The sequence below is a fragment of the Aurantiacibacter flavus genome (genome assembly GCF_039710615.1).
In the GTDB taxonomy this organism is placed as follows: Bacteria; Pseudomonadota; Alphaproteobacteria; order Sphingomonadales; family Sphingomonadaceae; genus Alteraurantiacibacter; species Alteraurantiacibacter flavus.
This window is the reverse complement of the sequence record NZ_JBDLBR010000002.1, coordinates 74918-98969: the sequence shown is the minus strand read 5'-3', so window position 1 is coordinate 98969 and position 24052 is coordinate 74918. Positions and strand designations below refer to the sequence as shown.

The 24052-nt window shown below is 66.0% G+C and carries 20 protein-coding genes and 1 tRNA gene; all 21 read right to left on the bottom strand.

The window, feature by feature from the left end; all coding sequences use genetic code 11:
* Window positions 1-222: 222 nt before the first annotated feature.
* Window positions 223-1137, bottom strand: a complete 915-nt coding sequence (locus tag ABDJ38_RS05180) for an NAD-dependent epimerase/dehydratase family protein (protein ID WP_346784021.1) — start codon at window positions 1135-1137, stop codon at window positions 223-225.
* Entirely contained in the window at window positions 1134-2267 is a 1134-nt protein-coding gene (gene proB / locus ABDJ38_RS05175; RefSeq protein WP_346784020.1) for a glutamate 5-kinase, read from the bottom strand. Before proB ends, ABDJ38_RS05180 begins: the two co-directional genes overlap by 4 nt.
* A gap of 18 nt (window positions 2268-2285) precedes the next feature.
* The gene (obgE, locus tag ABDJ38_RS05170) at window positions 2286-3356 is read right to left on the bottom strand and encodes a GTPase ObgE (RefSeq protein WP_346784019.1); all 1071 of its coding nucleotides are present in this window, start codon (window positions 3354-3356) and stop codon (window positions 2286-2288) included.
* Between the two features lie 156 nt (window positions 3357-3512).
* Window positions 3513-3588: transfer RNA gene (locus ABDJ38_RS05165), tRNA-Ala, on the bottom strand.
* Window positions 3589-3686: 98 nt separating this feature from the next.
* On the bottom strand, window positions 3687-4559 hold the full coding sequence (locus ABDJ38_RS05160; protein ID WP_346784018.1) for a hypothetical protein: 873 nt from the start codon (window positions 4557-4559) through the stop codon (window positions 3687-3689).
* A 163-nt stretch (window positions 4560-4722) separates the two neighbouring features.
* Window positions 4723-5511, bottom strand: a complete 789-nt coding sequence (locus ABDJ38_RS05155; protein ID WP_346784017.1) for a Bax inhibitor-1/YccA family protein — start codon at window positions 5509-5511, stop codon at window positions 4723-4725.
* 102 nt (window positions 5512-5613) lie between these two features.
* Entirely contained in the window at window positions 5614-6420 is an 807-nt protein-coding gene (locus ABDJ38_RS05150; RefSeq protein ID WP_346784016.1) for a pyrroline-5-carboxylate reductase family protein, read from the bottom strand.
* Between the two features lie 91 nt (window positions 6421-6511).
* The gene (locus tag ABDJ38_RS05145) at window positions 6512-7018 is read right to left on the bottom strand and encodes a type III secretion system chaperone family protein (RefSeq protein ID WP_346784015.1); all 507 of its coding nucleotides are present in this window, start codon (window positions 7016-7018) and stop codon (window positions 6512-6514) included.
* Window positions 7019-7189: 171 nt separating this feature from the next.
* Window positions 7190-8776, bottom strand: a complete 1587-nt coding sequence (locus ABDJ38_RS05140; protein WP_346784014.1) for a tetratricopeptide repeat protein — start codon at window positions 8774-8776, stop codon at window positions 7190-7192.
* A gap of 59 nt (window positions 8777-8835) precedes the next feature.
* Window positions 8836-10458: a cell division protein FtsZ gene (gene ftsZ / locus ABDJ38_RS05135; protein ID WP_346784013.1), complete on the bottom strand. Its 1623-nt coding sequence runs from the start codon at window positions 10456-10458 to the stop codon at window positions 8836-8838.
* A gap of 128 nt (window positions 10459-10586) precedes the next feature.
* A complete protein-coding gene (gene ftsA, locus ABDJ38_RS05130; RefSeq protein WP_346784012.1) occupies window positions 10587-11885 on the bottom strand; it encodes a cell division protein FtsA in 1299 nt (432 codons plus the stop codon).
* Entirely contained in the window at window positions 11885-12796 is a 912-nt protein-coding gene (locus ABDJ38_RS05125; protein ID WP_346784011.1) for a cell division protein FtsQ/DivIB, read from the bottom strand. The genes ftsA and ABDJ38_RS05125 overlap by 1 nt, the downstream gene beginning before the upstream one ends.
* A complete protein-coding gene (locus ABDJ38_RS05120; protein ID WP_346784010.1) occupies window positions 12797-13741 on the bottom strand; it encodes a D-alanine--D-alanine ligase in 945 nt (314 codons plus the stop codon).
* 145 nt (window positions 13742-13886) lie between these two features.
* Complete coding sequence (murB, locus tag ABDJ38_RS05115) at window positions 13887-14816, bottom strand: UDP-N-acetylmuramate dehydrogenase (RefSeq protein WP_346784009.1); 930 nt, start codon at window positions 14814-14816, stop codon at window positions 13887-13889.
* Between the two features lie 13 nt (window positions 14817-14829).
* On the bottom strand, window positions 14830-16272 hold the full coding sequence (murC, locus tag ABDJ38_RS05110; RefSeq protein ID WP_346784008.1) for a UDP-N-acetylmuramate--L-alanine ligase: 1443 nt from the start codon (window positions 16270-16272) through the stop codon (window positions 14830-14832).
* Window positions 16269-17462 carry an undecaprenyldiphospho-muramoylpentapeptide beta-N-acetylglucosaminyltransferase gene (gene murG / locus ABDJ38_RS05105; RefSeq protein ID WP_346784007.1) on the bottom strand — a complete coding sequence of 398 codons (1194 nt, stop codon included), beginning with the start codon at window positions 17460-17462 and terminating at the stop codon, window positions 16269-16271. The genes murC and murG overlap by 4 nt, the downstream gene beginning before the upstream one ends.
* Entirely contained in the window at window positions 17462-18700 is a 1239-nt protein-coding gene (locus ABDJ38_RS05100) for an FtsW/RodA/SpoVE family cell cycle protein (RefSeq protein ID WP_429771089.1), read from the bottom strand. The genes murG and ABDJ38_RS05100 overlap by 1 nt, the downstream gene beginning before the upstream one ends.
* A complete protein-coding gene (gene murD, locus ABDJ38_RS05095; RefSeq protein ID WP_346784006.1) occupies window positions 18697-20022 on the bottom strand; it encodes a UDP-N-acetylmuramoyl-L-alanine--D-glutamate ligase in 1326 nt (441 codons plus the stop codon). The genes ABDJ38_RS05100 and murD overlap by 4 nt, the downstream gene beginning before the upstream one ends.
* The gene (gene mraY, locus ABDJ38_RS05090) at window positions 20019-21089 is read right to left on the bottom strand and encodes a phospho-N-acetylmuramoyl-pentapeptide-transferase (RefSeq protein WP_346784005.1); all 1071 of its coding nucleotides are present in this window, start codon (window positions 21087-21089) and stop codon (window positions 20019-20021) included. The genes murD and mraY overlap by 4 nt, the downstream gene beginning before the upstream one ends.
* Window positions 21090-21100: 11 nt before the next feature.
* Complete coding sequence (locus ABDJ38_RS05085; protein WP_346784004.1) at window positions 21101-22582, bottom strand: UDP-N-acetylmuramoyl-tripeptide--D-alanyl-D-alanine ligase; 1482 nt, start codon at window positions 22580-22582, stop codon at window positions 21101-21103.
* Window positions 22579-24051: a UDP-N-acetylmuramoyl-L-alanyl-D-glutamate--2,6-diaminopimelate ligase gene (locus tag ABDJ38_RS05080; protein WP_346784003.1), complete on the bottom strand. Its 1473-nt coding sequence runs from the start codon at window positions 24049-24051 to the stop codon at window positions 22579-22581. Before ABDJ38_RS05080 ends, ABDJ38_RS05085 begins: the two co-directional genes overlap by 4 nt.
* Window position 24052: the final 1 nt, after the last annotated feature.

Sequence of the window (24052 nt, the reverse complement as noted above, 5' to 3'; positions counted from 1 at the left end):
GGCCGCAATTGCGCCGGGCATCATCCTCGCTGTGCGCGCACAATGCGCTGCGTCAAACCCGGGGCGAAACCTCAGTTGCAAAACATGCAACGGGTCTTGCAGTAAGCTCGTTTGCGGGAATCGGCCCGGCTCCGCATAAGGAACAGGCCTTTCAGGCATCCTCTCCCAAGACTTTCAAAGCCCGGCTTCGCGCCGGGCTTTTTTTTCGCCATGCGCGTGCGGCTAGAGCCAGCCTTGCGCGCGATACCATGCCGCTGTTTGCGCCAGCCCCTCGGGTGTGGCGATGGCGGGCTGCCACAAGGCAGGCGGCACCGCCCGTGCCGGATCGCTCACCCAGTTCGGATGGCTCATGTATCGAGCGCGGTCGGGCGTCAACTTGGCGCGCGGGCCGCGCACCAGCCGGTCGAGCCGCCCCCCCAAGGCCAGCACCGCCCCCGGCATCGACAGCGGCCACACGCGAAAGCCCATCGCCGCCCCAATCGCCCGTGCCATGTCGAGATGGCACCAGCCGCCCGCGCGGCCATCGTCGGGCTCGAACACTTGCCCGGAGACACCTTCGCCTCCCCGCACCACGTCGAGCAGCAAGCGGGCAAGATCATCGACATGAATCATCGAAGCGCGCCCCTTGGGCGGCATCGGCATGATCCTGAGCGCGGCGGCGCGAAACACTTCGAATATTTCGGTATCGCGCGGGCCATAGACGGCGGGCGGGCGAACCACGGTCCAGTCAAGCCCGCTTGCCTTGGCCAGCTCCTCTGCAGCGCGCTTGGTGCGGCAATAGTCCGACAGGCCCGGTTCGCGGGCCGCAATCGAGGAGACGCAGACGAACCGCTCCACCCCTGCCGCTTGCGCCGCCGCGATCACCGCGCGCGTACCCTCGACGTTGCCCGCCTCGAACGCCGCTGCATCGGCGCCGTTGACCACACCCGCGATATGCAGCAGCGCTCCAGCCCCGCGCGCCAGCTCGGCCAGCGCGGCGTGGTCGGCCAGATCGCCGCGCACCCATGTCACGTTGTCGCGCGGTTTCTGCTCTCGCCGGGTGAGCGCGCGCAGGGCAATGCCGCGCCGCGCGGCCTCGTCCATCACCGCTTGCCCCACGAAGCCCGTGGCCCCGGTGATCGCGACAGGCCCGTTCACAGCATCACCAGATGATCGCGGTGGATCACCGCCGAGCGCGGCGAATAACCGAGCACCAGCTCGATATCCTCGCGCCGCAGCCCCTTGATTCGCTCTACCTCGGCGCTGGTATATTCGCTTAGGCCCTGCGCCAGCACATTGCCGCTCTCATCGTGGACCTCAACCGGATCGCCGCGACCGAAGCTCCCGCCGACCGACACGATCCCGGCCGCCAGCAGACTGCCACCGCTACGCAGCGCCTGGGCGCATCCAGCGTCGACCACGAGCTGCCCCTCGATCTTCTGCCGTGCGCCCAGCCATGCCTTGCGCGCACCATCGTTGCGCTGCGGGCGAAACAGCGTGCCCACATCGCCATCGAGTGCCCGCGCCAGCGGCAAGTCATGCGTGCCGTTGATGATCGCCAGCGCGATCCCGGCCCGCTCGGCAATTTCGGCGGCCTGCAATTTGGAGGTCATCCCGCCCGAGCCCATCCCCGAGCCCGAACCGGGGCTGGCCATGGCGTGAATCTCGGGGGTGACGCCCTCCACCAGCGGTAGCAGTTGCGCGCCCTCCTCTCGTGGATCGCGGTCATAGAGCCCGTCGATATCCGACAGCAACACCACCGCATCGGCACCCGCCGCCTGCGCCACACGCGCGGCCAGCCGGTCGTTGTCGCCAAAGCGGATTTCCTCGGTGGCGACCGAATCGTTCTCGTTGATCACCGGCACCACGCCCGCCTTGAGCAGCCGCCCGATCGTGGCCGAAGCGTTGAGATAACGGCGGCGGTCTTCGAGATCGTCGAGCGTGAGAAGCATCTGCGCCGCAATCAGGTCGTGCTGGCCGAGCAGCTCAGCCCACAGCCCGCCTAACGCGATCTGGCCCACGGCGGCAGAGGCCTGCGCATCGGCGAGGCTCCCGCGCCCGCCGCGCACCATGCCGAGCCGCGCCGCACCCAGCGCAATCGACCCCGAGCTGACCACGATGACCTTCTGCCCGCCCGCTCGCAACCGCGCGATCTCGCCCGTAAGGCCCGAAAGCCATTCACGGCGCGGTTGCCCATCCTTGCCCACCAGCAGCGATGAACCGACCTTGAGCACGACCAGCGGCGCAAGCTTATGGTCGGCCAGGTCACGAAGGCGGGTGATGTTCATAGGCCGCGACTTAGCGCGTCAGCCCAGCGGATTCCACGGCTTTGCAGGCTCGTCGGTTTCTTCCTCGGCCAGCACCGGCGCGGCCTTGGTCTCGGTCGAGGTGCGCAGCGGCAGATAGCTGAGCAGTGCATCGAGCAACTCGTTGATTCCGTCGCCGCTCATCCCCGAAATCGCGAATACCTTTTCCGCGCCCGCTGCGATCAGCTCTTCCGAGAAAGCTTCGACCAGCTCGTCATCGGCCTGATCGACCTTGTTGAGCACGACGAGGCGCGGCTTGCCCGCCAGTTCCTCGTCATAGGCTGACAGCTCGTCCTCGACGATGCGCATGGCCTCGACCGGGTCGGTGCCGGTGATATCGATCAGGTGGATCAGCACCCGGCAACGCTCGATATGGCCGAGGAAGCGGTCGCCGATCCCGGCGCCGTCTGCCGCGCCTTCGATCAGGCCGGGAATATCGGCAATCACGAACTCGCGGGCCTTGTGGTGCACCACGCCCAGCTTGGGCACCAGGGTGGTGAAGGCATAGGCGCCGACCTTGGCCCGCGCATTGGAAACAGCGTTGATGAAGGTCGACTTGCCCGCATTCGGCAGGCCAAGCAGCCCCACGTCGGCCAGCAGCTTCAGCCGCAGCCACACCCACATTTCCTGCGCCGGCTCACCCGGCTGATGCTGCCGCGGCGCACGGTTGGTGCTCGACTTGTAGCTGGCGTTGCCGCGCCCGCCCATGCCGCCTTCGAGCAGGGTCATTTCCTGCCCCTCCTCGGTGAAGTCGGCGAGAAGCTCCTCGCGCTCTTCATCGAACACCTGCGTGCCCACGGGCACCTCGATGATCAGGTCTTCGGCGGCTGCACCAGTGCGGTTTCGGCCCATGCCGTGGCCGCCGCGCTTGGCCTTGAAGTGCTGCGCATAGCGGAAGTCGATCAGCGTGTTGAGGCCGGGCACTGCGCGGAAGATCACGTCGCCGCCCTTGCCGCCGTTGCCACCATCGGGCCCGCCATACTGGATGAACTTTTCGCGCCGGAAGCTGACAGCGCCGGGTCCGCCTGCGCCGGACCTCAGAAAGATTTTCGACTGATCGAGAAAATGCATGGCGTCCACTTACCCTAAAACGCCGGACGCTCAAACGGGCGCGTTGCGCCCGCAAGGCCGACCGGCCGCCCGCAGGTGCCCCGAAACGAAGGCGTCAGCCAAGTGGAGGGAATTGCACCGAGGACGATCGCGCGGATGCGCGATCGCAAAACAAACTGGTGGAGCCGAGCGGGATCGAACCGCTGACCTCGTCATTGCGAACGACGCGCTCTCCCAACTGAGCTACGGCCCCGTATCCAGGTTCGCCGAACACGGAATCGAGTCCGTTCCGGCTGGGAGGGCGGCTCTTAACGCCAAGCCGCCCTCCCGAAAAGGAAAAAATGCCCGGAACTATTCCGCGTCAGCCGGGACCGGCTGCACCACGGGGGTGCTGCTGGCACTTTCATCAACCGGCACAACCGGAAGCTCACCACCGCTCTCGGGATCGAGAACGTAGCCAGTGGGAACTGGGCCGGCCTCGTCCGTCGCCGAGACCTGGCCACCGTTACCGTAGAGCGCCACCCAGCCGGGCTGCGACGGACCATATTGTGCGCCCCACTTGCGATCCCAATCGGCCGAGAGTCGCTCGTACTCTTCATAGGCGACATAGAACCGGTCGAAAGCCTGCTCGTAGCGCTGGAGGCCGAGCGTCGCGAAGGCGGTCATGTCTTCGGGCGGCGAGGCAAGAAACTCGCTCGCGACCTGTCGCGCTACACTGCAGAACTCGGATCGCGCGGAGGGATTGGCGAAGTAGTTATAAACTCCGGTCGAATGCGTCTCACGCGCCAGCAACGCCGCGCGATCGGTCCTCGTGTCCTGGCGGAACTTGCGATCGAGGGCAGTGTTCGCCCGCGACAGGCTGCGCGACTGCGTGTCCAGCAGAGCACGGTAGCCTGTGAGGATGGGATCGTCGTCTGCAACCTGGCAATTGAGCGCCGCCACGTTCCAGCCCGACCGGAAGTGCCAAAGCGTCTCGTTCTCGTCGAGATCGGTGTTGACCGTGCGCCGGACACCGGCGACGCCCACCCGCGGAATATCCATGGTGTAGGCCGACTGCGGCGGCGGCAATGGACGATGGGGCACCGCTTCTACCACCGGTGGAGGCGGCGGAGGCGGTGGCGGAGGCGGAGGCGGCGGGGCCGGTGTTGTGCAGGCTGCACAGGCAAGCAGCAGCGCCGTGAGCGCCGTATTGGAAAGCCTGCGTGGCGTCAGTTCGATATGCAAGTGTCGGTCCTCTCCGTCGCAATGACGTTCGATCATGATGCGGCATGCCTGAACGAGGGATGGCATCTTGCCGCAGATCAACAATACACTTTGCCCGGCAGCGCGAGAAGCACTGCCGGGCAAATATTACACCACATGTTTCAGGCGTACGCTGAACAGCGTGTTAGTCGCGTGCGGCGCCCATGAAGCGCAGCAGAAACAGGAACATGTTGATGAAATCGAGATACAGGCTGAGCGCGCCGAGGATCACCATCTTGCCCAGCGGATAGGCCGCAGCCATCGAAGGATTGGTCATCTTCATCTGGTTGATCGCCAGATATTCCTGCTTCAGGCGCTGCGTATCGTAGGCGGTGAGGCCCGCGAAGATCAGGACGCCGAGGCCGCTGATGGCCCACATCAGGCCGGGCGACTGCAGCCACATGTTCAGCAGCGAGGCAACCAGGATGCCGATCACACCCATGATCAGGAAGCTGCCGAAGCCCGACAGATCCTTGCCCGTGGTATAGCCGAACAGGCTCAGGCCCGCGAAGGCCGCCGCCGTGGCGAAGAAAGTCACCGCGATAGACCCCGAGGTGTAGACGAGGAAAATCGTCGACAGCGATAAGCCCATCAGGACCGCAAAGCCCCAGAACATTGCCTGAAGCGTGGTAGTCGAGAACTTGTTGCGCCCGAAGCTCATCGCGAACACGATAGCCAGCGGCGACAGCGCCACGATCCACATCAGCGGACCCGAAGCAAAGGCATAGGCCCAGCCCATGTTGGCCGTGAGCGCAGCGATCACACCGGTCAGCAGCACGCCCGAGGCCATGTAGTTGTAAATCGAAAGCATGTGCGCACGCAGGCCGGCATCGAAGGTGGTGCCGCCTGACAGATCACGCGTCTGGCCCGCCGACGCGCCGAAGCCTTGCTGGCCGAAGCCAGTCTGCGGGCGGTTGTCGTTCCAATTTGCCATTTCTTGCAAACTCCTCTGTCCGGCCTCAAGAGGGGCGGGCCGGGCTGGCTACAATATCGCGATGGAAGCCTGCGATTTCAAGCGAAACCGGCAGGCGTCGTATTAACCTTCGTCACGCGCCTCACGCGCCATTTCGATGCTGCGATCGCGCGCTGAGCGCAGGGTCTTGGTAATGAGATTGGACAGCGCCTCATCCTCATCGAGCGCATCGAGGCCCGCGCGGGTCACGCCGCCCTTGCTCGCCACCATGTCGGCCAGCTTGCCGGGCGAATGCTCCGACTGGGCCGCGAGAGCCGCTGCCCCCTCCACCATTGCCAGCGCAAACTGCTGCGCCTTGTTCTCGGGCAGACCAAGCCGCACCGAAGCGTTGGCGAGCGCATCGATGAAGCGATAGACGAAGGCCGGGCCACTGCCGGCCAGCGCGGTGACGAGGTCGAACTTGTCCTCCGCCACCCATTCAGCATGGCCGAGCGCGCCCATCCATTCGATCAACGACGCCTGCGCCGCATCGTCGAGCCCGGCCTGAGCGAGCGCGACCGGCGCCTTGCCCATGGCCACCGCGAGGTTGGGCATCACCCGCACCTGCGCCGCAGAACGCGGGAACTTGTCCTTCAACGTCGACAGCTCGACCCCGGCCAACATCGACAGGATGGTGCAATCCGGCCCCGCGAGCGGCTCGATCTGCGGGGCGAGATCGCCCAGCATCTGCGGCTTGACGCCAAGCAGGATCGCATCGAACTGGCGGTCGGTGGGCAGTTCGCGCAGCAGCTCAATGCCGCCCGGTGCGGATTCGCGCACGGGATCGACGATCGTAAAGCTGTCCGGCGACGTCCCCGCCGCGAGCCAGCCTTCGAGCATCGCTCCGGCCATATTGCCGCAACCGACGATGAGGGTGGATTTGAATGCCATAAAATAGGTCCTTAGCCGTAACCGCGAAACTGGCCTTACCAAGTCTGCGTTATGCGGAAAATTTCAACCCCCCGGATGCGGCTTGCAGGCCCTAGGCCTCGCCCGCGGCGTCGACCATCGCGGCATCCAGCGCTTCGCGTGGGCTCTTGTCGCCCCACAGCACGAACTGAAATGCCGGATAGAAACGGTCGCATTCAGACACGGCCGTATCGAGCGCCAGTTGCGCCATATCGAGGCTGATCGTGCCGTCATCGCCCAACAGGAGCCCGTGGCGATAAAGCAGCACCGAGCCCTGAGACCAGATGTCGAAATGGCCGAGCCAGAGCTGCTCGTTGACTATGGCCAGCAATTCCTGCGCCTCACGCAGCCGGGCCTCTGTCACGCGCACTTCGGGCAGGCACAGCAATTGCAACACCCGGTCTTCCGCCCGCCAGATCGCGCGCAGCTGATAGGTGGTCCAACTGCCGGGAATTTCGCCACAAATCTCGTCCTCTCCGACGAAATCATGAGCCCATCCATGGGCCTCGAACACAGCGGCGAGCATGTCCACGGGCGCCGCGTCCTCGGTCGCGTCGATGGTCTCGCGAGTGCTTGTCATGCGCATAGAGCCTGTGTCCTCATCATGTCATGCTTAATGGCTGACCTGATGGCCCGGGTGCAATCACTGCATCCAAGTCGCCCGTGCAAAACTGCAATGGGCTGTTCGTAGCATGTGCATAAAGAAAGGCGGGCAGAACCGCAGGCGGCCCGGTCCGCCCTTGTCGACACGCTAGAGCGGCGTGACTTCCTGCCCGGTGTCGCTGGTGAAGCGGAAGCTGTCGACCCCCGCCTTGCCGAGTTCGCTTACGAATTCCTGCGCCTCGCGCGCGCTGTCGAAGGGGCCAGTGAGCAACCGGTTGGTCTCGCCCCAGGCGGTGGTGAACGCCTCCGCATCGTCGAGCAGGCCGCCGGCCGAACGCTTGATCCGCCGCCAGTCGTAACGGAAGGCGCCGGTATCCTGCCCGGTCGCCACCTGCACCCACTGGCGCGAGGGATGCGCAGGAGGCGGCGGCGGTGGCGGAGGCGCGGGGCGCTCACGCGGAATCTCGATGGCGGTGATGTCGACCGCATTGGCAGAGGCGGCAACCGGCAAGGGCGAACTGCGCGCGAAGTCGGCAAAGGCCGAGGCCAGATCGGGCTCGGGCTCGGGCTCGGGCTCGGCTGCCGCGGTGACAGGCATCTCGGCGGCGGCAGGCAATGGCTCCGGCGCAGCAAGCGAAGGTTGCGCTTCGGGTTCCGGTGCGGGCGCAACGGCAGGCAGTTCCTCGGTGACGGCGGCGACCGTCACCGGCTCGCCCTGCTCGGGCACCGATGGCAGTTCCCCACCCGTCGAATTGATTGCAACCGGCCCACTACGGGGAGGCTGCGGCTCGGCCACCGGCGGCAATTCGCGCTCCGCAGGATCGGCCGCAGGCGCTGGAGCCGTGGCGGCGGAGGAACTGGCAAGCGACGGACCTGCCGGAATGAGCCGCTCGTCCCCCCGCACGGGGTCACGGGGAGCCGCCGGCTCGTTATCTGCCGACCTGCCAAGCGCGGCGATACGCGGATCGTCGCGCCCGATTTGCGAGCCCGAGGGGAATTGCCCGAGGTTGGCCGCCGCCGCCTGCTGCGCCTTCGTCAGCCGCGGCATATAGCGCAGATAGGGCGCAATCCGGCTCGCCAGCCGCGCGGGCAGCATGGTTTCGGCAATCGTCACCGCTTCGGCTTCCTTGCCCAGAATGGCCAGAGCAAAGGCACGCGTACGAAAGGCGGCAAGATCGTTCTGCTGAAGCAGCGGCAACAACACCTCTTCCGCCGCCGCCTGATCGCCCGCAATCGCATAGCTGATGGCGAGACGCCGCATCGTCTCCGGATCGGGATCGTCGTCAATAGCCTGCCGGTACAACCGCTGCGCACGGGCATTGTTGCCGACCAGATCGTAGGCCAGCGCCCGCTCGCCCGCGAGCGGGTCCATCGGCTCGCCCGCATAGTCAGCATTTTCGAACAGTTGCAGCGCGGTCACCGCCTCGCCCCGGCGTACGGCCACTTGCCCCAACCCTGCGAGCATCCTGCCATCGTCGGGATCGATGTCCTGCGCGCGCGCAAAAAAGCCGAGTGCGGCGTCGACATTTTCGAGCGCGAGCGATGCCTCGCCTGCATCGACCAGCGCATCCACCGATTCGGGGTCTGCCGACAAGCGGCGCATGGCATTCGCGAGATCCGCCGCAGCGGGGTTCGGCAACGCTTGCACCACCTCCTGCGCGTGCACAAAAGGCGCTGCAGCCGCGCTCACATAGAGCGCGGTGCAACAGGACAGCAGAACTCTTATCTTCGACATTGTCGGCCTAGATGGCACGCGCGCCGCATTTGGCAAGCACGCGGCCACCGGCGATGCGACTACTGGTTGTTCTGACGCCCCAGGAAGCGCGGAATCCGCATGTTCGGGCCGCCATCGCCATCGTCATCATCTTCCGATTCGTCTTCCTCGGCAGGGCCGCGCGAAAGATTGGCCATGCGCTCGAACAGCGTGCTGCCCCCGCTGGAACCGGCAGCCGCTCCGGCCCGGCCCGTGCGGTCCGCACCAGCTTGCGGGGCCGCCTCACCCTTGCTCTCCTCGCCATCGGCGACAATACCGCGACGACGCCCGGGCAAACCGCCTGTATCCTCATCATCCGCCAGCTTGGAGGAATCGAGCAGCAACTCGTCTTCCTCATCCGCGCTGTCATGTGCTTCCGAACGGTCCTTGTTCGCGGCTGCCGCGCGATCGAACGGCGCGAAGCGCTGCGGTTGCTGAGCGGGCTCAGCCTCGTCCTCCACCTCTTCAACCTCGTCCAGTCCGGCAAGGTCCATCGGCTCCGGCGCCGAGGGCGCGGGCTCTGGGTTCCGCAGATCTTCAAGGTCAGGTGCACCCGCATCGCCAGCTTGCGCCGCCACGTCTTCATCATCGTCGAAAGCCGCAGGGGCGACCGAACCTGCCGCCGCCATCGGCGTCTTTGGGCCGCGCGAGGTCGACAGGTCAAGCGGTCGGGTCGCCGCCTTGGCACTGCTATCGCCGGTCTGCTCGATCCCGGTGGCGACCACCGAAACGCGAATCTTGCCTTCCAGCTCGGGATTGAAGGCCGAACCCCAGATGATGTTGGCTTCGGGATCGACCAGCTCGCGGATGTGGTTGGCCGCTTCGTCCACCTCGAGCAGGCGCATATCCTCGCCGCCAATGATGGAGATGATCACGCCCTTGGCACCCTGCATCGACACACCATCGAGCAGCGGGTTGGCGATGGCACGCTCAGCCGCTTCGAGAGCGCGATTCTCGCCCTCGCCCTCGCCGGTGCCCATCATGGCCTTGCCCATCTCGTTCATCACCGAACGCACGTCGGCAAAGTCGAGGTTGATGAGGCCCGGCATCACCATCAGATCGGTGATCGAACGCACACCCTGCTGCAGCACCTCGTCGGCCAGCGAGAAGGCTTCCTTGAAGGTGGTGTCGGCCTTGGCGACCAGGAACAGGTTCTGGTTCGGAATGACGATCAGCGTATCGACGTGCTTCTGCAGCTCCTCGATCCCGCTTTCAGCGGCGCGCATCCGGCGCGTGCCCTCAAACAGGAACGGCTTGGTGACGACGCCAACGGTGAGGATGCCCTTCGATCGGGCCGCCTCGGCAATCACGGGTGCAGCGCCGGTGCCGGTGCCGCCGCCCATACCGGCAGCGATGAAGACCATGTTCACGCCATCGAGCGCACGCTCGATATCCTCGACCGTTTCCTCAGCCGCCGCGCGCCCCACTTCGGGCCGCGAGCCAGCGCCGAGGCCCTGCGTGATGTCGGGGCCAAGCTGGATGCGATGCTCGGCAATGGCGTTGTTCAGCGCCTGCGCATCGGTGTTGGCGACAACGAAATCGACGCCTTCGATCTCGCTCTCGATCATGTTGGCGATGGCATTCCCGCCAGCGCCACCCACGCCGATCACAGTGATACGGGGGCGAAGTTCTTCCACCGAAGGCGGACCGATATTGATGCTCATGTCTTTCTCCTGCGGCCAAGTCCCGCAATGCTCGATTTACCGCTTTTGCCACAAACACATAGGCGGGCGTTATCTGAAAACTCTACAAATCCACAATTGCGCGCGCCTGACCAATTGGCACTCGCCACTCAAAAAAAATCGCGCATCGCTTTCCATACCCGGCCGACCGTGGCCGCAGGGCCGGGACGATGCGTGCGGGTGAAGCGCGAACCGACGCGGCGAATGTCGACCGGATCGCGCAAGGCATAGAGCATGAGCCCCGCCAGCGTCGAGAATCCGGGCACCGAATGCGCCTCGGGCAGGCCCTTCAGCGCTGGCGGGCGGCCGATGCGCACGGCCACGCCGAGCACGCTCTGGGTGTAGTCCGCAAGGCCGGCCAGTTCTGCCCCGCCCCCGGTCAATACCACTTGCCGCGCCTGTCGGCCACCGCTGCTGCCGGTAAAGCCCATGGCTTCGAGGCTGCGTCCGACCTCACTCATCAGCGCATCGAGTTCGCCGGTGATGATCGAAATCAGCTCAGCGCGCGGCACTTGCTCGCGATCGTCGGCCCCACGCGCGACCGGCCCGCGGCCTTCCTCGCCCGGCGCGGTGACGGCGATCATCTCTCGGTGGTCAGCCGGGCTGGCGATGGCCGAGCCGTGCTTGCACTTCAGCCGCTCGGCCTGGAACCGGCGGATCGAAAAGGCCGAGGCAATCGCATCGGTGATATCCGCCGATCCGCGCTGGATCGCGTTCAGGCCCACCAGCATCCCGCCAGCATAGACCGAGACGTTGGTAACCTCGCCACCGAACTCGACCAGCGCCACGCCGAGGTCGCGCTCCTCCTCGGTGAGGCAGGCAAGCCCTGTGGCCAGCGGCGAGGCGACCACGCCCTGCACCTCAAGGTGCGCGCGCTGCACCGCCTCGGTTACATTGCGCATCGGCGCGCCATCGGCGAGCATAATGTGAATGTCCACGCCCAGCCGCTCGGCATGGAGGCCCTTGGGGTTGAACACGCCATCGGCGCCATCGAGGAAATAGCAGGCGGGTTGCGCATGCAACACTGTGCGCCCGTCGGGTTCAAGGCTGCCCTGCGCGGTGACGAGCAGGTGCTCGATATCCTCTTCCTCGATCCGACGCCCGCCGATGCCGATCTCGACCGGGCGAATCTCGCTGGTCAACCCCGCACCCGATGCGCCGAGCCAGACCGAATCGACGCTCGTCCCGGCCAGCTTCTCGGCCCGCTCCAAAGCGTCGCGCACGGCATAGGTCGCCGCCGCCATGTCGGTGACATAGCCACGCTTGATGCCCTGGCTGGCGCGGTGGCCGCTGCCCAGCACCTGCATCTCGCCGTCCTCGGCAATGGCGGCGATCATGGCGGAAATGCGGAATGAGCCGATATTGACCGCGCCGATAACGCGTTCGATGCGATTTGCGCCACTGGTCATCAGCTATCCTCCCCCATGCTCATTTCACTGGTTTCCGCGCGTCCGGGCACGCGCATCGTCATGTTCGGCGGGTTGCGCAGATCGAAGGCGACCACTTCGCCGCCAATCAGGCGATGCACGCCATCGGCCTCGGCAAAGGCCACCAGGGCGGCGGCGGAACGGTCCGCACCTTCGGGCAGCGACAGCCGCTGGCCGGTCGCGAAAGTCAAATCCCAGCGGCGATTGCCGATCCAGTCCGCCTGCGCCACCTGCTGGCGCAGCGCCGGGGCCGCATCGAGCAACGAGGCAAGCGCTTCGACCTGGCTTTGCGCGCCCTCGCCGCCGATCACGAGCATATCCCTGGCCTTGTCAGTCGTGACCTCTTCCAGCTCGACCCCGGTGGCATCGATCAGCACCAGTTCGTTCTCGCGGCGCAGCGCCGCGTGAGGCTCGCGCTCGACGATGTCGACCACCAGCACGTCGGGCAACTGGCGCGAAACGCGCGCATCCTTGACCCACGGCAAGGTCAGCAATTCCTGCCGCAGCGCTTCGAGGTCCACCCGTGTCATCGCCAGATCGCGCCTGCCGATGGCGTGTTCATAGACCATCATCTCACTGAGGTGATTGGTCCCGCGCACCTCGACATGATGCACCTCGAACCCGGCATTGGCCGAAACCAGCGCGAAGCGGTCCTCGGCAAAGTCGGCCAGCCCGGTGACGCGCGCGATAAACACTACGAAGGCCAGCACGCCGGCAAAGATCAGCACGGTGAAGAACTTGTGCAGCTGGCTCTCGCTAAACGGCAGCATCGCGAGCACAGAGCCAAGCAACGACCGACCCTGCCCGCGCGCCTTGCGCACGCGGCGACTGGTGTCGGCAGCGCGGGCCTGGCGGCGCACGCCCTTCACATTGCGGCTGATCTTTTGCGCCATCTATCCACCCTTGCCGAAAAAGCGGAGCGCATCTTCGACGATGATCTCGCACAGGTCGGGATAGGAAATGCCGCAGAAGCGCGCCTGTTCGGGCACGAGGCTCAAGGGTGTCATGCCCGGCTGGGTGTTTGTTTCCAGCAGGAACAGCCCGTCCGCGCCGCGCTGGTCGTCCCAGCGATAGTCCGACCGACTTACGCCGCGGCAGCCGAGCAGCTTGTGCGCGCGCAGAGCATATTCGCAGCACAGCGCAGCGATCTCCTCGGGGATGTCGGCCGGACAGACGTGGTCGGTCATGCCGTCGGTGTACTTGGCATCGAAATCGTAGAAGCCCGACTTGGGCACCAGTTCGGTGACGCACAGGGCCTTGTCGCCCAGCACCGCCGTGGTCAGTTCGCGCCCGCGGATATAGGGCTCGGCGAGCAGGCTTTCGAAGCGCTGCCACGGCCCTACGGCATCGCGCTGGATCGGGTTGCCGCAGTTGCTCTCGTCGGTGACGATGGCGACGCCGACCGAGCTGCCCTCGTTCACCGGTTTGAGGACATAGGGGCGCGGCAGCGGGTCGCCGCCATAAAGGTCTTCCGACTGGACAACGCGTCCGCCCGGCATGGGCACACCGTGCGGCACGAGCGCCTGCTTGGTCAGTTCCTTGTCGATCGCCACCACCGAGGTGGCAAGGCCAGCGTGGGTGTAGGGAATGCCCATGAGGTCGAGCATGCCCTGAACCGTACCGTCTTCACCGGGCACACCGTGGAGCGCGTTGAACACGACATCGGGCGCAGCCTCGGCGATGCGCGCGGCAACGTCGTGGTCCATGTCGAGCCGCGTGACCTTATGGCCTTTGCTTTGCAGCGCATCGGCGACCCCGTTGCCGGACATAAGCGAAACCTCCCGCTCGTTTGCCCAGCCGCCCATGAGGACCAGAATGTGGAGTTTGGGGAGAGTCATGCGCAAATTCCGTCAGTGCCAAAACTCCCCTCCCCGAGGGGGAGGGGTTGGGGGTGGGGGTTCGGACGCTCACTTAGCGAACGCCGGACTCCCCCCTCCCGGCCTCCCCCCACATGGGGGGAGGAGAATGTCAGATCGTATCGGTTCACGGCCGCCCCACCCGTTGGATTTCCCATTGCAGCGACACGCCCGTCGCTTCGGCCACGCGGCGGCGCACTTCCTCGCCCAGCCCCTCGATATCGGTGCTGGTGGCGTGGCCGGTGTTGATGAGGAAATTGGCGTGTTTCTCGCTCACCTGCGCATCGCCGATCTTCAGGCCTCGGCAGCCTGCCGCATCGACCAGCCGCCAGGCCTTGTCGCCCTCGGGATTCTTGAAGGTCGAGCCGCCGGTCTTGCTGCGCAGCGGCTGGGTTTCCTCGCGAGCATGGGCGATGCGGTTCATCTCCGCCTCGATCGCCGCCGGATCGCCCGGCTCGCCCTTGAACCGCGCCGCGATCACGATGGCCCCTTCGGGCAGGCGCGAATGGCGATAGGAATAGTCGAGATCAGCCACGGGCACGCAAATGCAGGCACCATCGGGCATCACCACATCACAATCGACCAGCACATTGGCCACCTCGCGGCCATAGGCCCCGCCGTTCATCCGCACGAAGCCGCCCACCGTGCCGGGAATGCCGCGCAGGAATTCCAGCCCGGCTATGCCCGCATCGCGCGCGCTCGAAGCCACCAGAATGCCCGGCGCTCCGCCGCCGCATTCGAGCACATTGTCGCGCTTGACCTCGACGCTGGCAAACGGCTTGCCCAGCCGCACCACCACACCCGGCACCCCGCCATCGCGGATGATCAGGTTCGAGCCGAGCCCCAAGGCCATAACCGGGGTGCCCTCCTCCATGCGGGTGAGGAACTGGATCAGGTCTTCCACGCTCTCGGGTTCAAACAGCCAGTCGGCCTTGCCGCCACTCTTGAACCACACGAGCTTTGCGAGCGGCGCATCCTTGGTAAGCTTGCCAGCGACATCCTGCGGCACCTTGCCGCCGACGGTGGCCTCTTCGTGCGAGCCAGGGGCGCTCTGCATGGACATGGAGCCATCAGGCTGCATCGCTGGCCTCCTGCTTGCGCTGCGCATTGACGGCATCGGCAAGGCCTGCGGCCCAGCGCGTGATGTCTCCCGCGCCGAGGCAGACCACGATGTCGCCCGGCTCGACCAGCCCGGCCAGCTCGGCGGCGAGCGCCTCGGGGCTGGCAATCGGTGCAGCCTGCCGGTGCCCACGCGCCTTGAGGCCCGCCACCAGCGCATCGGAATTTACGCCCTCGATCGGGTCTTCCCCCGCCGTATAGACCGGCGCGGCATAGACCACGTCGGCGTCGGTGAAGCAGCCTTGGAACTCTTCCATCAGATCGCGCAGACGGGTGAAACGGTGCGGTTGGGCGACCGCGATCACCCGGCCTGTCGCAGCCTCGCGCGCGGCGGACAGCACGGCGCGGATTTCGACCGGGTGGTGCGCATAGTCGTCGATCACGCGCACGTCTTCCCCGCCGCCGAGCGCGATCCGCCCCATCTCAGTGAAGCGCCGGCGCACCCCGCCGAAACGGGCAAAGCCTTCGCGGATGGTGTCTTCGGCGCAGCCCATCTCCAGCGCCACGGCGACCGCCGCTGCCGCGTTCTGCACATTGTGCCGGCCCGGCATCGGCAGGACGATATCCGTCACGCTCCGCTCCGAGCCATCGCGCAGGCGCTGGATCACCTCGAACCGGCTCTTCCCGCCCTCGGCGACGAGATTCTCGATCCGCACGTCGGCATGGGGGCTGAAGCCATAGGTGATCACGCGGCGATCACGCACGCGGGCGATCACGTTCTGCACCTCGGGGTGATCGAGGCACAGCACCGCCGCGCCGTAGAAGGGCACGTTCTCGATGAACTGGAGGAACGCATCCTTTACCGCATCGAAGCTGCCGTAGTGGTCGAGGTGTTCGGGATCGATGTTCGTCACCACGGCGATGGTGCCATCGAGCCGCAGGAAGCTGCCGTCGCTCTCGTCGGCCTCCACCACCATCCACTCGCTGTCACCCAGCCGCGCGTTCGAGCCGTAGCTTTCGATAATGCCACCGTTGATGACCGTGGGGTCAACCCCGCCCGCATCGAGCAAGGTGGCGACCATCGAGGTGGTGGTCGTCTTGCCGTGCGTTCCGGCGACAGCCACCGTGCTTTTCAGCCGCATCAGTTCGGCGAGCATTTCCGCGCGGCGCACCACCGGGATACGCGCTTCGAGCGCTGCGGCAACTTCGGGGTTGGTTCGGCGCACCGCCGTGCTCGTAACGACCACGGTGGCATCGCCAAGGTTTTCGGCGCCATGACCAATGTGAACCGTGATCCCGCGCGCACGCAGCCGCTGAACGCTAACGCCCTCGGCCAGATCGCTGCCCTGCACCGAATAGCCGAGGTTATGCATCACCTCGGCAATGCCGGACATGCCGATCCCGCCAATGCCGACGAAGTGGATCGTGCCGATATCGGTCGGAACGCCCTTCACTTCGCCTTCTCCTTGGCCACCTGCCCCACTGCCCCACGCTCCGACGCAATCGCCGAGGTAGCGCCTCCGACACGGATCACGTCCTGAATGGTGTCGCCGCCGAAGCTTTCCACGAGATCGGCAAGGTCTTCCGCCGCCTTGGGGCGGCCGCAGTTGAAGGCCGCGTGGGCAGCAGTCGCCAATGTTTCAGGATGCATCGCCATGGCCTGAATCTGTTTGGCCAGTTCCTTAGCGGTGAAGCTAGTCTGCCGGATCGCGCGCGCGCCGCCAGCGGTCACCATCTCGCGGGTGTTGGCAGCCTGATGATCGTCGGTGGCGATCGGTAGCGGCACGAGGATCGCGGGGCGGCCCACGGCGGTCAGCTCGGCAATGGTCGAAGCGCCCGCGCGGCCGATGAACAGGTGGGCGTCGGCCAACTGCGCCGCCATATCCTCGAAATAGGTTGCGAGTTCGGCGGCAATGCCATGCTTGGCATAACGTTCGCGCACTTTCTCAAGGTCTTCCGGGCGGCACTGCTGCGTCACTTGCAGGCGGCTGCGCAGCGCGGTCGGCAGCATGGAGAGACCATCGGGCACCACCTCGCTAAGCACACTCGCGCCCTGGCTGCCGCCGGTCACCAGCACCCGGAACAGGCCATCGGCGGTGAACGGCGGGAACGGCTCGTCCCGCAGCGACAAGACACCGGGGCGCACCGGATTCCCAACCAGATGGACCTTGCCCTGATGCGAGGGCTTCAGCCGATCGACCTGCGGATAGGCAGTGGCAATCGCATCGACCCGTCCCGCCAGCAGACGGTTGACCCGGCCCAGCACCGCGTTCTGCTCGTGGATCACGGTGCCGATCCCATCGGCGCTGGCACCCAGCAAGGCGGGCAGCGCCGGATAGCCGCCAAATCCCACCACGCAGCTGGGCTGGAACGTCTCGTAAATCCGCCGTGCCTGCGCCCGGCCTTCGAGCACCGCAGCGATGGCCTTGAACCAGCCGAGCGGGTTCTTTCCGAAGCGCCCGGCGGGCAGCACGTGGGCGGTGAGAAAATCAGGTTTGCCGGGGATCGCCGCCCCGCGCTCGTCAGTAATCAGCGCGACATGGTGGCCGCGCCGCTCCAGCACATGGGCCAGCGCGAATGCGGGGGTCAGGTGCCCACCGGTCCCCCCGGCGGCAAGAACATAGTGACGGGAAATTCCGGGCATCAGCCGGCCTCTTTCTCGAGCGTGCCGCGCAGATCGAACTTCTCGCGGTCAAGGAACGGGTTGCGCCGCGTCACCGCCAGCAGGAGACCGATGGTGAAGCACTGCGCAAGGGTCGAAGAGCCACCATAGCTTACCAGCGGCAGCGTCATACCCTTGGAGGGAAAAAGCTGCAGATTGACGAGAATGTTGATGAAGGCCTGCCCGCCGAACAAAGCGATAAGCCCGCTGGCGGCGAGGATGTTGAACATCCGGTCCTCGTTCACCAGCCGCACCAGCACGCGCATCACGATAGCCAGATAGAGCACCACGATAATCGCACAGACCAGCAGGCCGAATTCCTCGCCCACGGCGGAGAAGATATAGTCGGTATGCGCCTCGGGCAGGCGCATCTTGTTGGTGCCCAGCCACAGGCCGGTGCCAGTCCAGCCGCCGCCCTGCAGGGTGCGTGCGGCAAGGTCGACCTGATCGTAGGCCGTGCCGCCGCCGAGGAAGGAATCGATGCGGTGGCGCGCATTGTCATAGAACATGTAAGCCGCGACCAGCCCCGCCACGCCCAGCCCGCTCATCACGCCAATCCGCTGCATCGGCAGGCCCGCCAGCATGACCATCACGAACCACGCGCCCGCGAACAGGATCGCCTCGCCAAGGTTCGGCTGCGCAATCACCAGCCCGACGATAACCACCAGCAGCGCGAAGCTGACCCCAATCACCGGTAGATCGGGATCGTGCAGCTTCCATGAGAGAATCCACGCCAAGGTAATCACGAAGGCGGGCTTGAGAAATTCGCTCGGTTGCAGGCTGAGGCCGAGGTTCAGCCACCGTCGTGCTCCGTTCACCTCGGTTCCGACCACCGGCACCAGCACGAGAAAGAACAGCATGACCGCGGCCATCACAATCGCCCCGCGCCGCAACAGCGTGGGTTCGAGCAGCGAGGTCGCCAGCAGAATCACGATCCCCAGCGCCTGCCAGCGCAGGTGCAACCAGAAGAAGTGCAGCTCGCCCAGCTGGGTGTCGGCGGTGGACAGGCGCGCGGCGCTCGCGGGCGAAGCCGAGATCACCGCCAGCGCGCCCACCGCCATCAGCAGCGCAATCAACACCAGCGACACACGGTCGATCTCACGCCACCAGATGCGCACCATCCGGCGCCGCTCTTCCGCCAGCGCGAGCCCCTTGCGCTGAGGCTTGGGCGCCGTAACCGGAAGACCGAGCCCGTGGACAATGCCGCGCTGTCTGTTCATGCCTTGTCGCTCCCCGCTTCGCTGTCAGCGCAAAGCTCGCGCACCAGCTCGCGAAACGCGTCACCGCGTGCCTCGTAATCGCGGAACTGGTCGAAGCTGGCGCAGGCCGGGCTGAGCAGCACGACCTCACCAGCTTGCGCCTTGTCGCAGGCGCGCCGCACCGCTTCGCACAACATCTCGCACGGTTCGACCGGCACCTGAGGGGCGAGCAGCCGAGTGAACATCTCGCCGGCCTCGCCGAATGTATAGGCCGCCGCGACATTGCCGAGGTGTGGCAGGCATTCGTCGAGGTTGTCGTCCTTGGGCAGGCCGCCGCAGATCCAGTGGATGCGCGGGAAAGCGGCCAGCGCGGGCGCAGTGGAGGCGGGGTTGGTGGCTTTGCTGTCGTTCACCCACAGGACATCGTGATAGGTGCCGATCCGCTCCATTCGGTGCGGGAGGCCGGTAAAACTCGCCAGGCCCTCGGCGATCTGCGCGTCTGTCAGGCCAAGCTCGGCCACCAATGCGGCTGCAATCGCGGCGTTCTGGAGGTTGTGCGGCCCCTGCAACGAAGGCCAGTCGCTCTGCTTCGGCGCTAGCGCGGCAAGATCTACACAGACAGCCCGACCCGGCATGCGGCGCCCCTGTTCGACCTGCTGGACCGCGCGGGTCGGCTCGTCCGCGCAACCGAACACCGCGAATTGCTCTGCTTCCTGCATTGCGAGCAAGTGCGCCTTGGAGGCGGCATAGGAAGCGAACCCTTCATAGCGGTCGAGATGGTCGGGCGTGACGTTGATCAGTGCCGCCGCATCGCAAGCGAGCGAGAAGGTGAGATCGATCTGATAGCTCGAAAGCTCGAGCACATAGACACCGCCCGCGGCAAGCGGCTCCTGCGCCATAATCGGCAAGCCGATGTTGCCGCCCATTTCGGTCGGCACGCCCGCGCTCTGTAACAGGTGATGGACCAATGCAGTCGTCGTCGACTTGCCGTTGGTGCCGGTAATGCCGACGACCTTGTGCTCCGGCAGGTCCGCCCGCGCCTGGGCAAACAGCTCGATATCGCCAATCACCGGCACCCTCGCCGCCTGCGCGCGCGGCACCAGCGGGTGCGTGTTGAGCGGCACTCCGGGCGACACCACGATTGCGTCAAACCCGTCGAGCGCGATCTCCATCGGGTCGGCAATCGTCGCACGGTCGGCCAGCTGTTCGCGCGGCTCGGGCCGGCGATCCCACGCCGTCACCCGCGCACCGCTCGCCAGCAGCGCCTCGACGGTCGCCATCCCCGAGCGCGCCAGACCCAGCACGCAATAGGACTTGTCCGCAAAGGCGCGCGACGTGATCATCGTAGCTTGAGCGTCGAAAGGCCGATCAGCGCGAGCACGATGGCGATGATCCAGAACCGGATCACCACGGTCGATTCCTTCCAGCCGAGCTGCTCGAAATGATGGTGTATCGGGGCCATGCGGAACACCCGCTTGCCGGTGCGCTTGAACCAGAACACCTGCACCATCACGCTCACCGCCTCGAGCACGAACAGCCCGCCAACGATGGCGAGCACGATCTCGTGGTGGCTGGCAACGGCAATCGCGCCCAGTGCCCCACCCAGCGCGAGCGAACCGGTATCGCCCATGAACACGGCGGCGGGCGGCGCGTTGAACCACAGGAAGGCGAGCCCGGCCCCGATGATTCCCGCACAAAGGATGGCCAGTTCCCCCGCCATCGGGACATAGGGAATGCCCAGGTATTCGGTGTAGTCGACGCGGCCGACGAGATAGCAGATGATCGCAAAGGTGCCCGCCGCGATCACCACCGGCATCGTGGCAAGGCCATCGAGCCCGTCTGTGAGGTTCACCGCATTGCCTGCGCCCACGATCACCACCGCCGCGAACACATAGTAGAACGGCCCCAGCGGAATCGCGCGATCCGACAGGAACGGCACATAGACGTTGGTGTTGATCTCGCTCACGATCAGCCAGGCGGCAATGCCGGCCACGACGAACTCGGCCAGCAGCCGGACCTTGCTCGAAAGCCCGGCATGGTGGCGCTTGGTCACCTTGTCGTAATCATCGAGGAAGCCGATCAGGCCGAAGCCCGCGATCACCGCCAGGCAGGCCCAGACGAACGGGTTCGTAAGGTCCATCCAGATCAGCATCGCCATGAACAGCGAGACAAGGATCATCAGCCCGCCCATCGTAGGCGTGCCGACTTTGGCAAGGTGTGTCTGCGGGCCGTCGGAGCGGATCGGCTGCCCCTTGCCCTGCCGCACGCGCAGCATGGCGATGAAGCGCGGGCCGATGATCAGGCCGATCATCAGCGCGGTCATCATCGTCGCGCCGGCGCGGAAGGTCTGATAGCGGACGAGGTTCCACAGACCTTCGAATTCGAGCAATCCTGCGAGATAATAGAGCATGTCCGGGCGTTTCAGCCTTCCCTGGAAACGAAGTGATCCACCAGGCGCGACAATCCCACCGAATTCGAGCCTTTGACCAGCACCGCATCGCCGCCGATCAGGCCGAATTCCTCAAGGGCCGAAATTGCCTCGCCTGCATCGGCGCAATGGGCGTAGCCGAGGGGATTGCCAAGCGTATTTACGGACTGTTTCCCCAGTTCGCGAGCGAGCGGTTCCATCTCCGCGCCGACGAGAACCGCGAAGTCGGCCTGCGAGGCCAGCAACGGCTCAACCAGTTGGACATGGAAGCCCGGCCCGAAGTCGCCCAGCTCCTTCATCGCACCCAGCACGGCGACGCGGCGCGTGGCAGGCGTCATGCCGAGCTGAGCGAGGGTCGCCCGCATCGAGGCGGGGTTGGCGTTGTAGCTCTCGTCGATCAGCAGCGCATGGCCGCCGACCGCAGCGATCCGCCGCCGCGCGCCCCGGCCCTTGAGCCCGCCCATTTCCGCCAGTGCCAGTCCGGCCGCGCCAAGATCGCCGCCTGCCGCGCGCACGGCGGCCATCACGCACAGCGAGTTCGAAATCCAGTGCTCTCCCGGTTCGGCCACGTGGTAGCACAGGCTCGTGCCGTCCATCCGCGCGGTGACGAGCGCCCCGCCCTGCGCCAACGGCAGCGCTTCAAGCAATCGCACATCGGCATGAGCCGCGCGACCGAAGCTTATGACCTTCGCTCCGACAGCGAGCGCCGCATCGCGGAGCCGCTCGAAATGCGGACTGTCGGCGGGGATTACCGCCGTGCCGCCGCGTTCAAGGCCGCCAAAGATCTCGGCCTTGGCATCGGCAATCGCCTCTTCAGAGCCGAGGTTCTCGATATGCGCGGGCGCAATCGTGGTGATGACGGCGACATGCGGGCGCACCTGCGCGGTGAGCCCGGCAATCTCGCCCGCGTGGTTCATGCCCATCTCGAACACGCCGAACCGGCTGCGCACGGGCATCCGGGCGAGGCTCAGCGGCACGCCGACATGGTTGTTGTAGCTGCGCACAGAGCGGTGTGCGCCGATGCTGCCGCCCAGTTCCCCCTGCCCGCCGCGCGAGCGTTCGAGCGCTGCGAAAATCGCCTCTTTCACACCGGTCTTGCCGACCGAGCCGGTCACACCGATCACCTTCGCCACGGTCCGCTTGCGCGCCTCGGCAGCCAGCGCCTCCAGCGCCTTGTTGGTATCGGCCACCAGCACGTGCGGCCCGTCGATCGGGCGGTCGACCAGCGCGGCAGCAGCGCCGCGCGCGAAGGCCCCGCCCACGAAGCGGTGGCCGTCCATGCTCTCGCCCTTCAGCGCCACGAACAGATCGCCGCTGCGCACGTCGCGCGAGTCCATTTCGACGCCCGAAACCTCGAAATCGCCGCTCGCCGTGCCACCAGTGGCCGCCGCGATTTCGGCAGCAGTCCACAGCGAGAGCCGTTTCGCGCGCGCTTCACCAACCGGCCAGCGCATGACTTTCGCGAGCGCGTTCATCGACTTGCCCCCGAGCCCTGCCCGGCAGCACACTCGCGCGCCACGGTAACGTCATCGAACGGCAAAACCTGCATATTGTCTCCCGACCCTATGATCTGACCCTGCTCGTGCCCCTTTCCGGCCACGAGCACGATGTCCCCGGACCGCGCATCGCCTATCGCGGCGGCAATTGCCAAACGCCGGTCGCCGATTTCCTGTGCATTGGGCGCTCCGGCCAGCACTTCGGCCCGTATCGCTGCGGCATTTTCGCCGCGCGGATTGTCGTCGGTGACGATCACCACATCCGAGCCAGCGGTGGCAGCTTCGCCCATCGGCGCACGTTTGCCCTTATCGCGGTCGCCGCCCGCGCCGAAGACTGTGATCAGGCGGCCCGATACGTGCGGGCGCAGCGCAGCAATGGCAGCCGAAAGCGCATCGGGAGTATGCGCGTAGTCGACATAGACCGGCGCGCCGCTCGCCGCGATGGCAGCGCGTTCGAGCCGTCCGCGCACCGGTTGCAGCCGCGCCACCGCATCGAACACCCGCGCCGGATCGCTGCCCGTCACCAGCGTCAGCCCCGCCGCCACCAGCGCATTGGCGACCTGATAGGCTCCGATCAGCGGCAGGCGGATAGCATAGGCCCTGCCGCCGTGGACGATCTTGAGGTCCTGCCCCAGCGGAGTCGGCTTTCGCGCGATCAGCCGGATGCCGTCGCCTTCCTCGCCAACTGTAAACAGGTCGAGACCGCGCGCCGCCGCGACGGCCTTGGCCAGCTTGCCCCACTTGTCGTCGGTCCAGATCACCGCGCTTCCGCCTTCGGACACCACCTCCGAAAACAGCCGCATCTTGGCGGCGAAGTATTCATCCATGTCCTTGTGGTAGTCGAGATGGTCGCGGCTAAGGTTGGTGAAGGCCCCGGCGGCAACCACGATGCCCTCGTTGCGATACTGCGACAGGCCGTGGCTCGACGCCTCGTAAGCGACGTGGCTCACACCCTCGCGGGCGAGCCCGGTCATCGTGGCGAGGAAGGTGGCGATATCGGGCGTGGTGAGGCCCGTCGATATGCTCTCGTCCGCCGTGGTCACGCCCAACGTACCGATCGAGGCCGCACGCAGCCCGAGCATCCGCCAGATCTGGCGCGTCATTTCGACGGTGGAGGTTTTCCCATTGGTCCCGGTCACCGCGACGACGTTTTCAGGCACGGGACGATAGAACTGCGCCGCCAGCAAGGCGAAAGCACGGCGCGGCTCCTCAGCCGGAATGTGCAGCGCCCCCTCGACCTTGATGCTAGGCCGCGCAATCACCGCCACGGCTCCGCCGGCGATGGCCGCCGGGATATAGTCCTCACCGTTGACCCTGGTGCCAGGGAAGGCGCCGAACACATTGCCCGGCGCGACCTTGCGGTTGTCAATGGCAAAGCCGGTGATCCGCGCCGAACCGTTCTGTGGGGCCTCGATACCGGCAAGTCTTGCAAGGTCGGCCAGCAGCATC

Excerpts from the sequence above, each read along its gene's own strand:
- murG (WP_346784007.1), bottom strand. The coding sequence starts at position 17,462 with ATGCCCGGAATTTCCCGTCACTATGTTCTTGCCGCCGGGGGGACCGGT.
- murB (WP_346784009.1), bottom strand. The coding sequence starts at position 14,816 with ATGCAGAGCGCCCCTGGCTCGCACGAAGAGGCCACCGTCGGCGGCAAG.
- obgE (WP_346784019.1), bottom strand. The coding sequence starts at position 3,356 with ATGCATTTTCTCGATCAGTCGAAAATCTTTCTGAGGTCCGGCGCAGGC.
- ABDJ38_RS05140 (WP_346784014.1), bottom strand. The coding sequence starts at position 8,776 with ATGTCGAAGATAAGAGTTCTGCTGTCCTGTTGCACCGCGCTCTATGTG.
- ABDJ38_RS05120 (WP_346784010.1), bottom strand. The coding sequence starts at position 13,741 with ATGACTCTCCCCAAACTCCACATTCTGGTCCTCATGGGCGGCTGGGCA.
- ABDJ38_RS05080 (WP_346784003.1), bottom strand. The coding sequence starts at position 24,051 with ATGCTGCTGGCCGACCTTGCAAGACTTGCCGGTATCGAGGCCCCACAG.
- ftsA (WP_346784012.1), bottom strand. The coding sequence starts at position 11,885 with ATGACCAGTGGCGCAAATCGCATCGAACGCGTTATCGGCGCGGTCAAT.
- ftsZ (WP_346784013.1), bottom strand. The coding sequence starts at position 10,458 with ATGAGCATCAATATCGGTCCGCCTTCGGTGGAAGAACTTCGCCCCCGT.
- ABDJ38_RS05100 (WP_429771089.1), bottom strand. The coding sequence starts at position 18,700 with ATGAACAGACAGCGCGGCATTGTCCACGGGCTCGGTCTTCCGGTTACG.
- proB (WP_346784020.1), bottom strand. The coding sequence starts at position 2,267 with ATGAACATCACCCGCCTTCGTGACCTGGCCGACCATAAGCTTGCGCCG.
- ABDJ38_RS05085 (WP_346784004.1), bottom strand. The coding sequence starts at position 22,582 with ATGAACGCGCTCGCGAAAGTCATGCGCTGGCCGGTTGGTGAAGCGCGC.
- ABDJ38_RS05155 (WP_346784017.1), bottom strand. The coding sequence starts at position 5,511 with ATGGCAAATTGGAACGACAACCGCCCGCAGACTGGCTTCGGCCAGCAA.
- ABDJ38_RS05150 (WP_346784016.1), bottom strand. The coding sequence starts at position 6,420 with ATGGCATTCAAATCCACCCTCATCGTCGGTTGCGGCAATATGGCCGGA.
- mraY (WP_346784005.1), bottom strand. The coding sequence starts at position 21,089 with ATGCTCTATTATCTCGCAGGATTGCTCGAATTCGAAGGTCTGTGGAAC.
- ABDJ38_RS05145 (WP_346784015.1), bottom strand. The coding sequence starts at position 7,018 with ATGACAAGCACTCGCGAGACCATCGACGCGACCGAGGACGCGGCGCCC.
- murD (WP_346784006.1), bottom strand. The coding sequence starts at position 20,022 with ATGATCACGTCGCGCGCCTTTGCGGACAAGTCCTATTGCGTGCTGGGT.
- ABDJ38_RS05125 (WP_346784011.1), bottom strand. The coding sequence starts at position 12,796 with ATGGCGCAAAAGATCAGCCGCAATGTGAAGGGCGTGCGCCGCCAGGCC.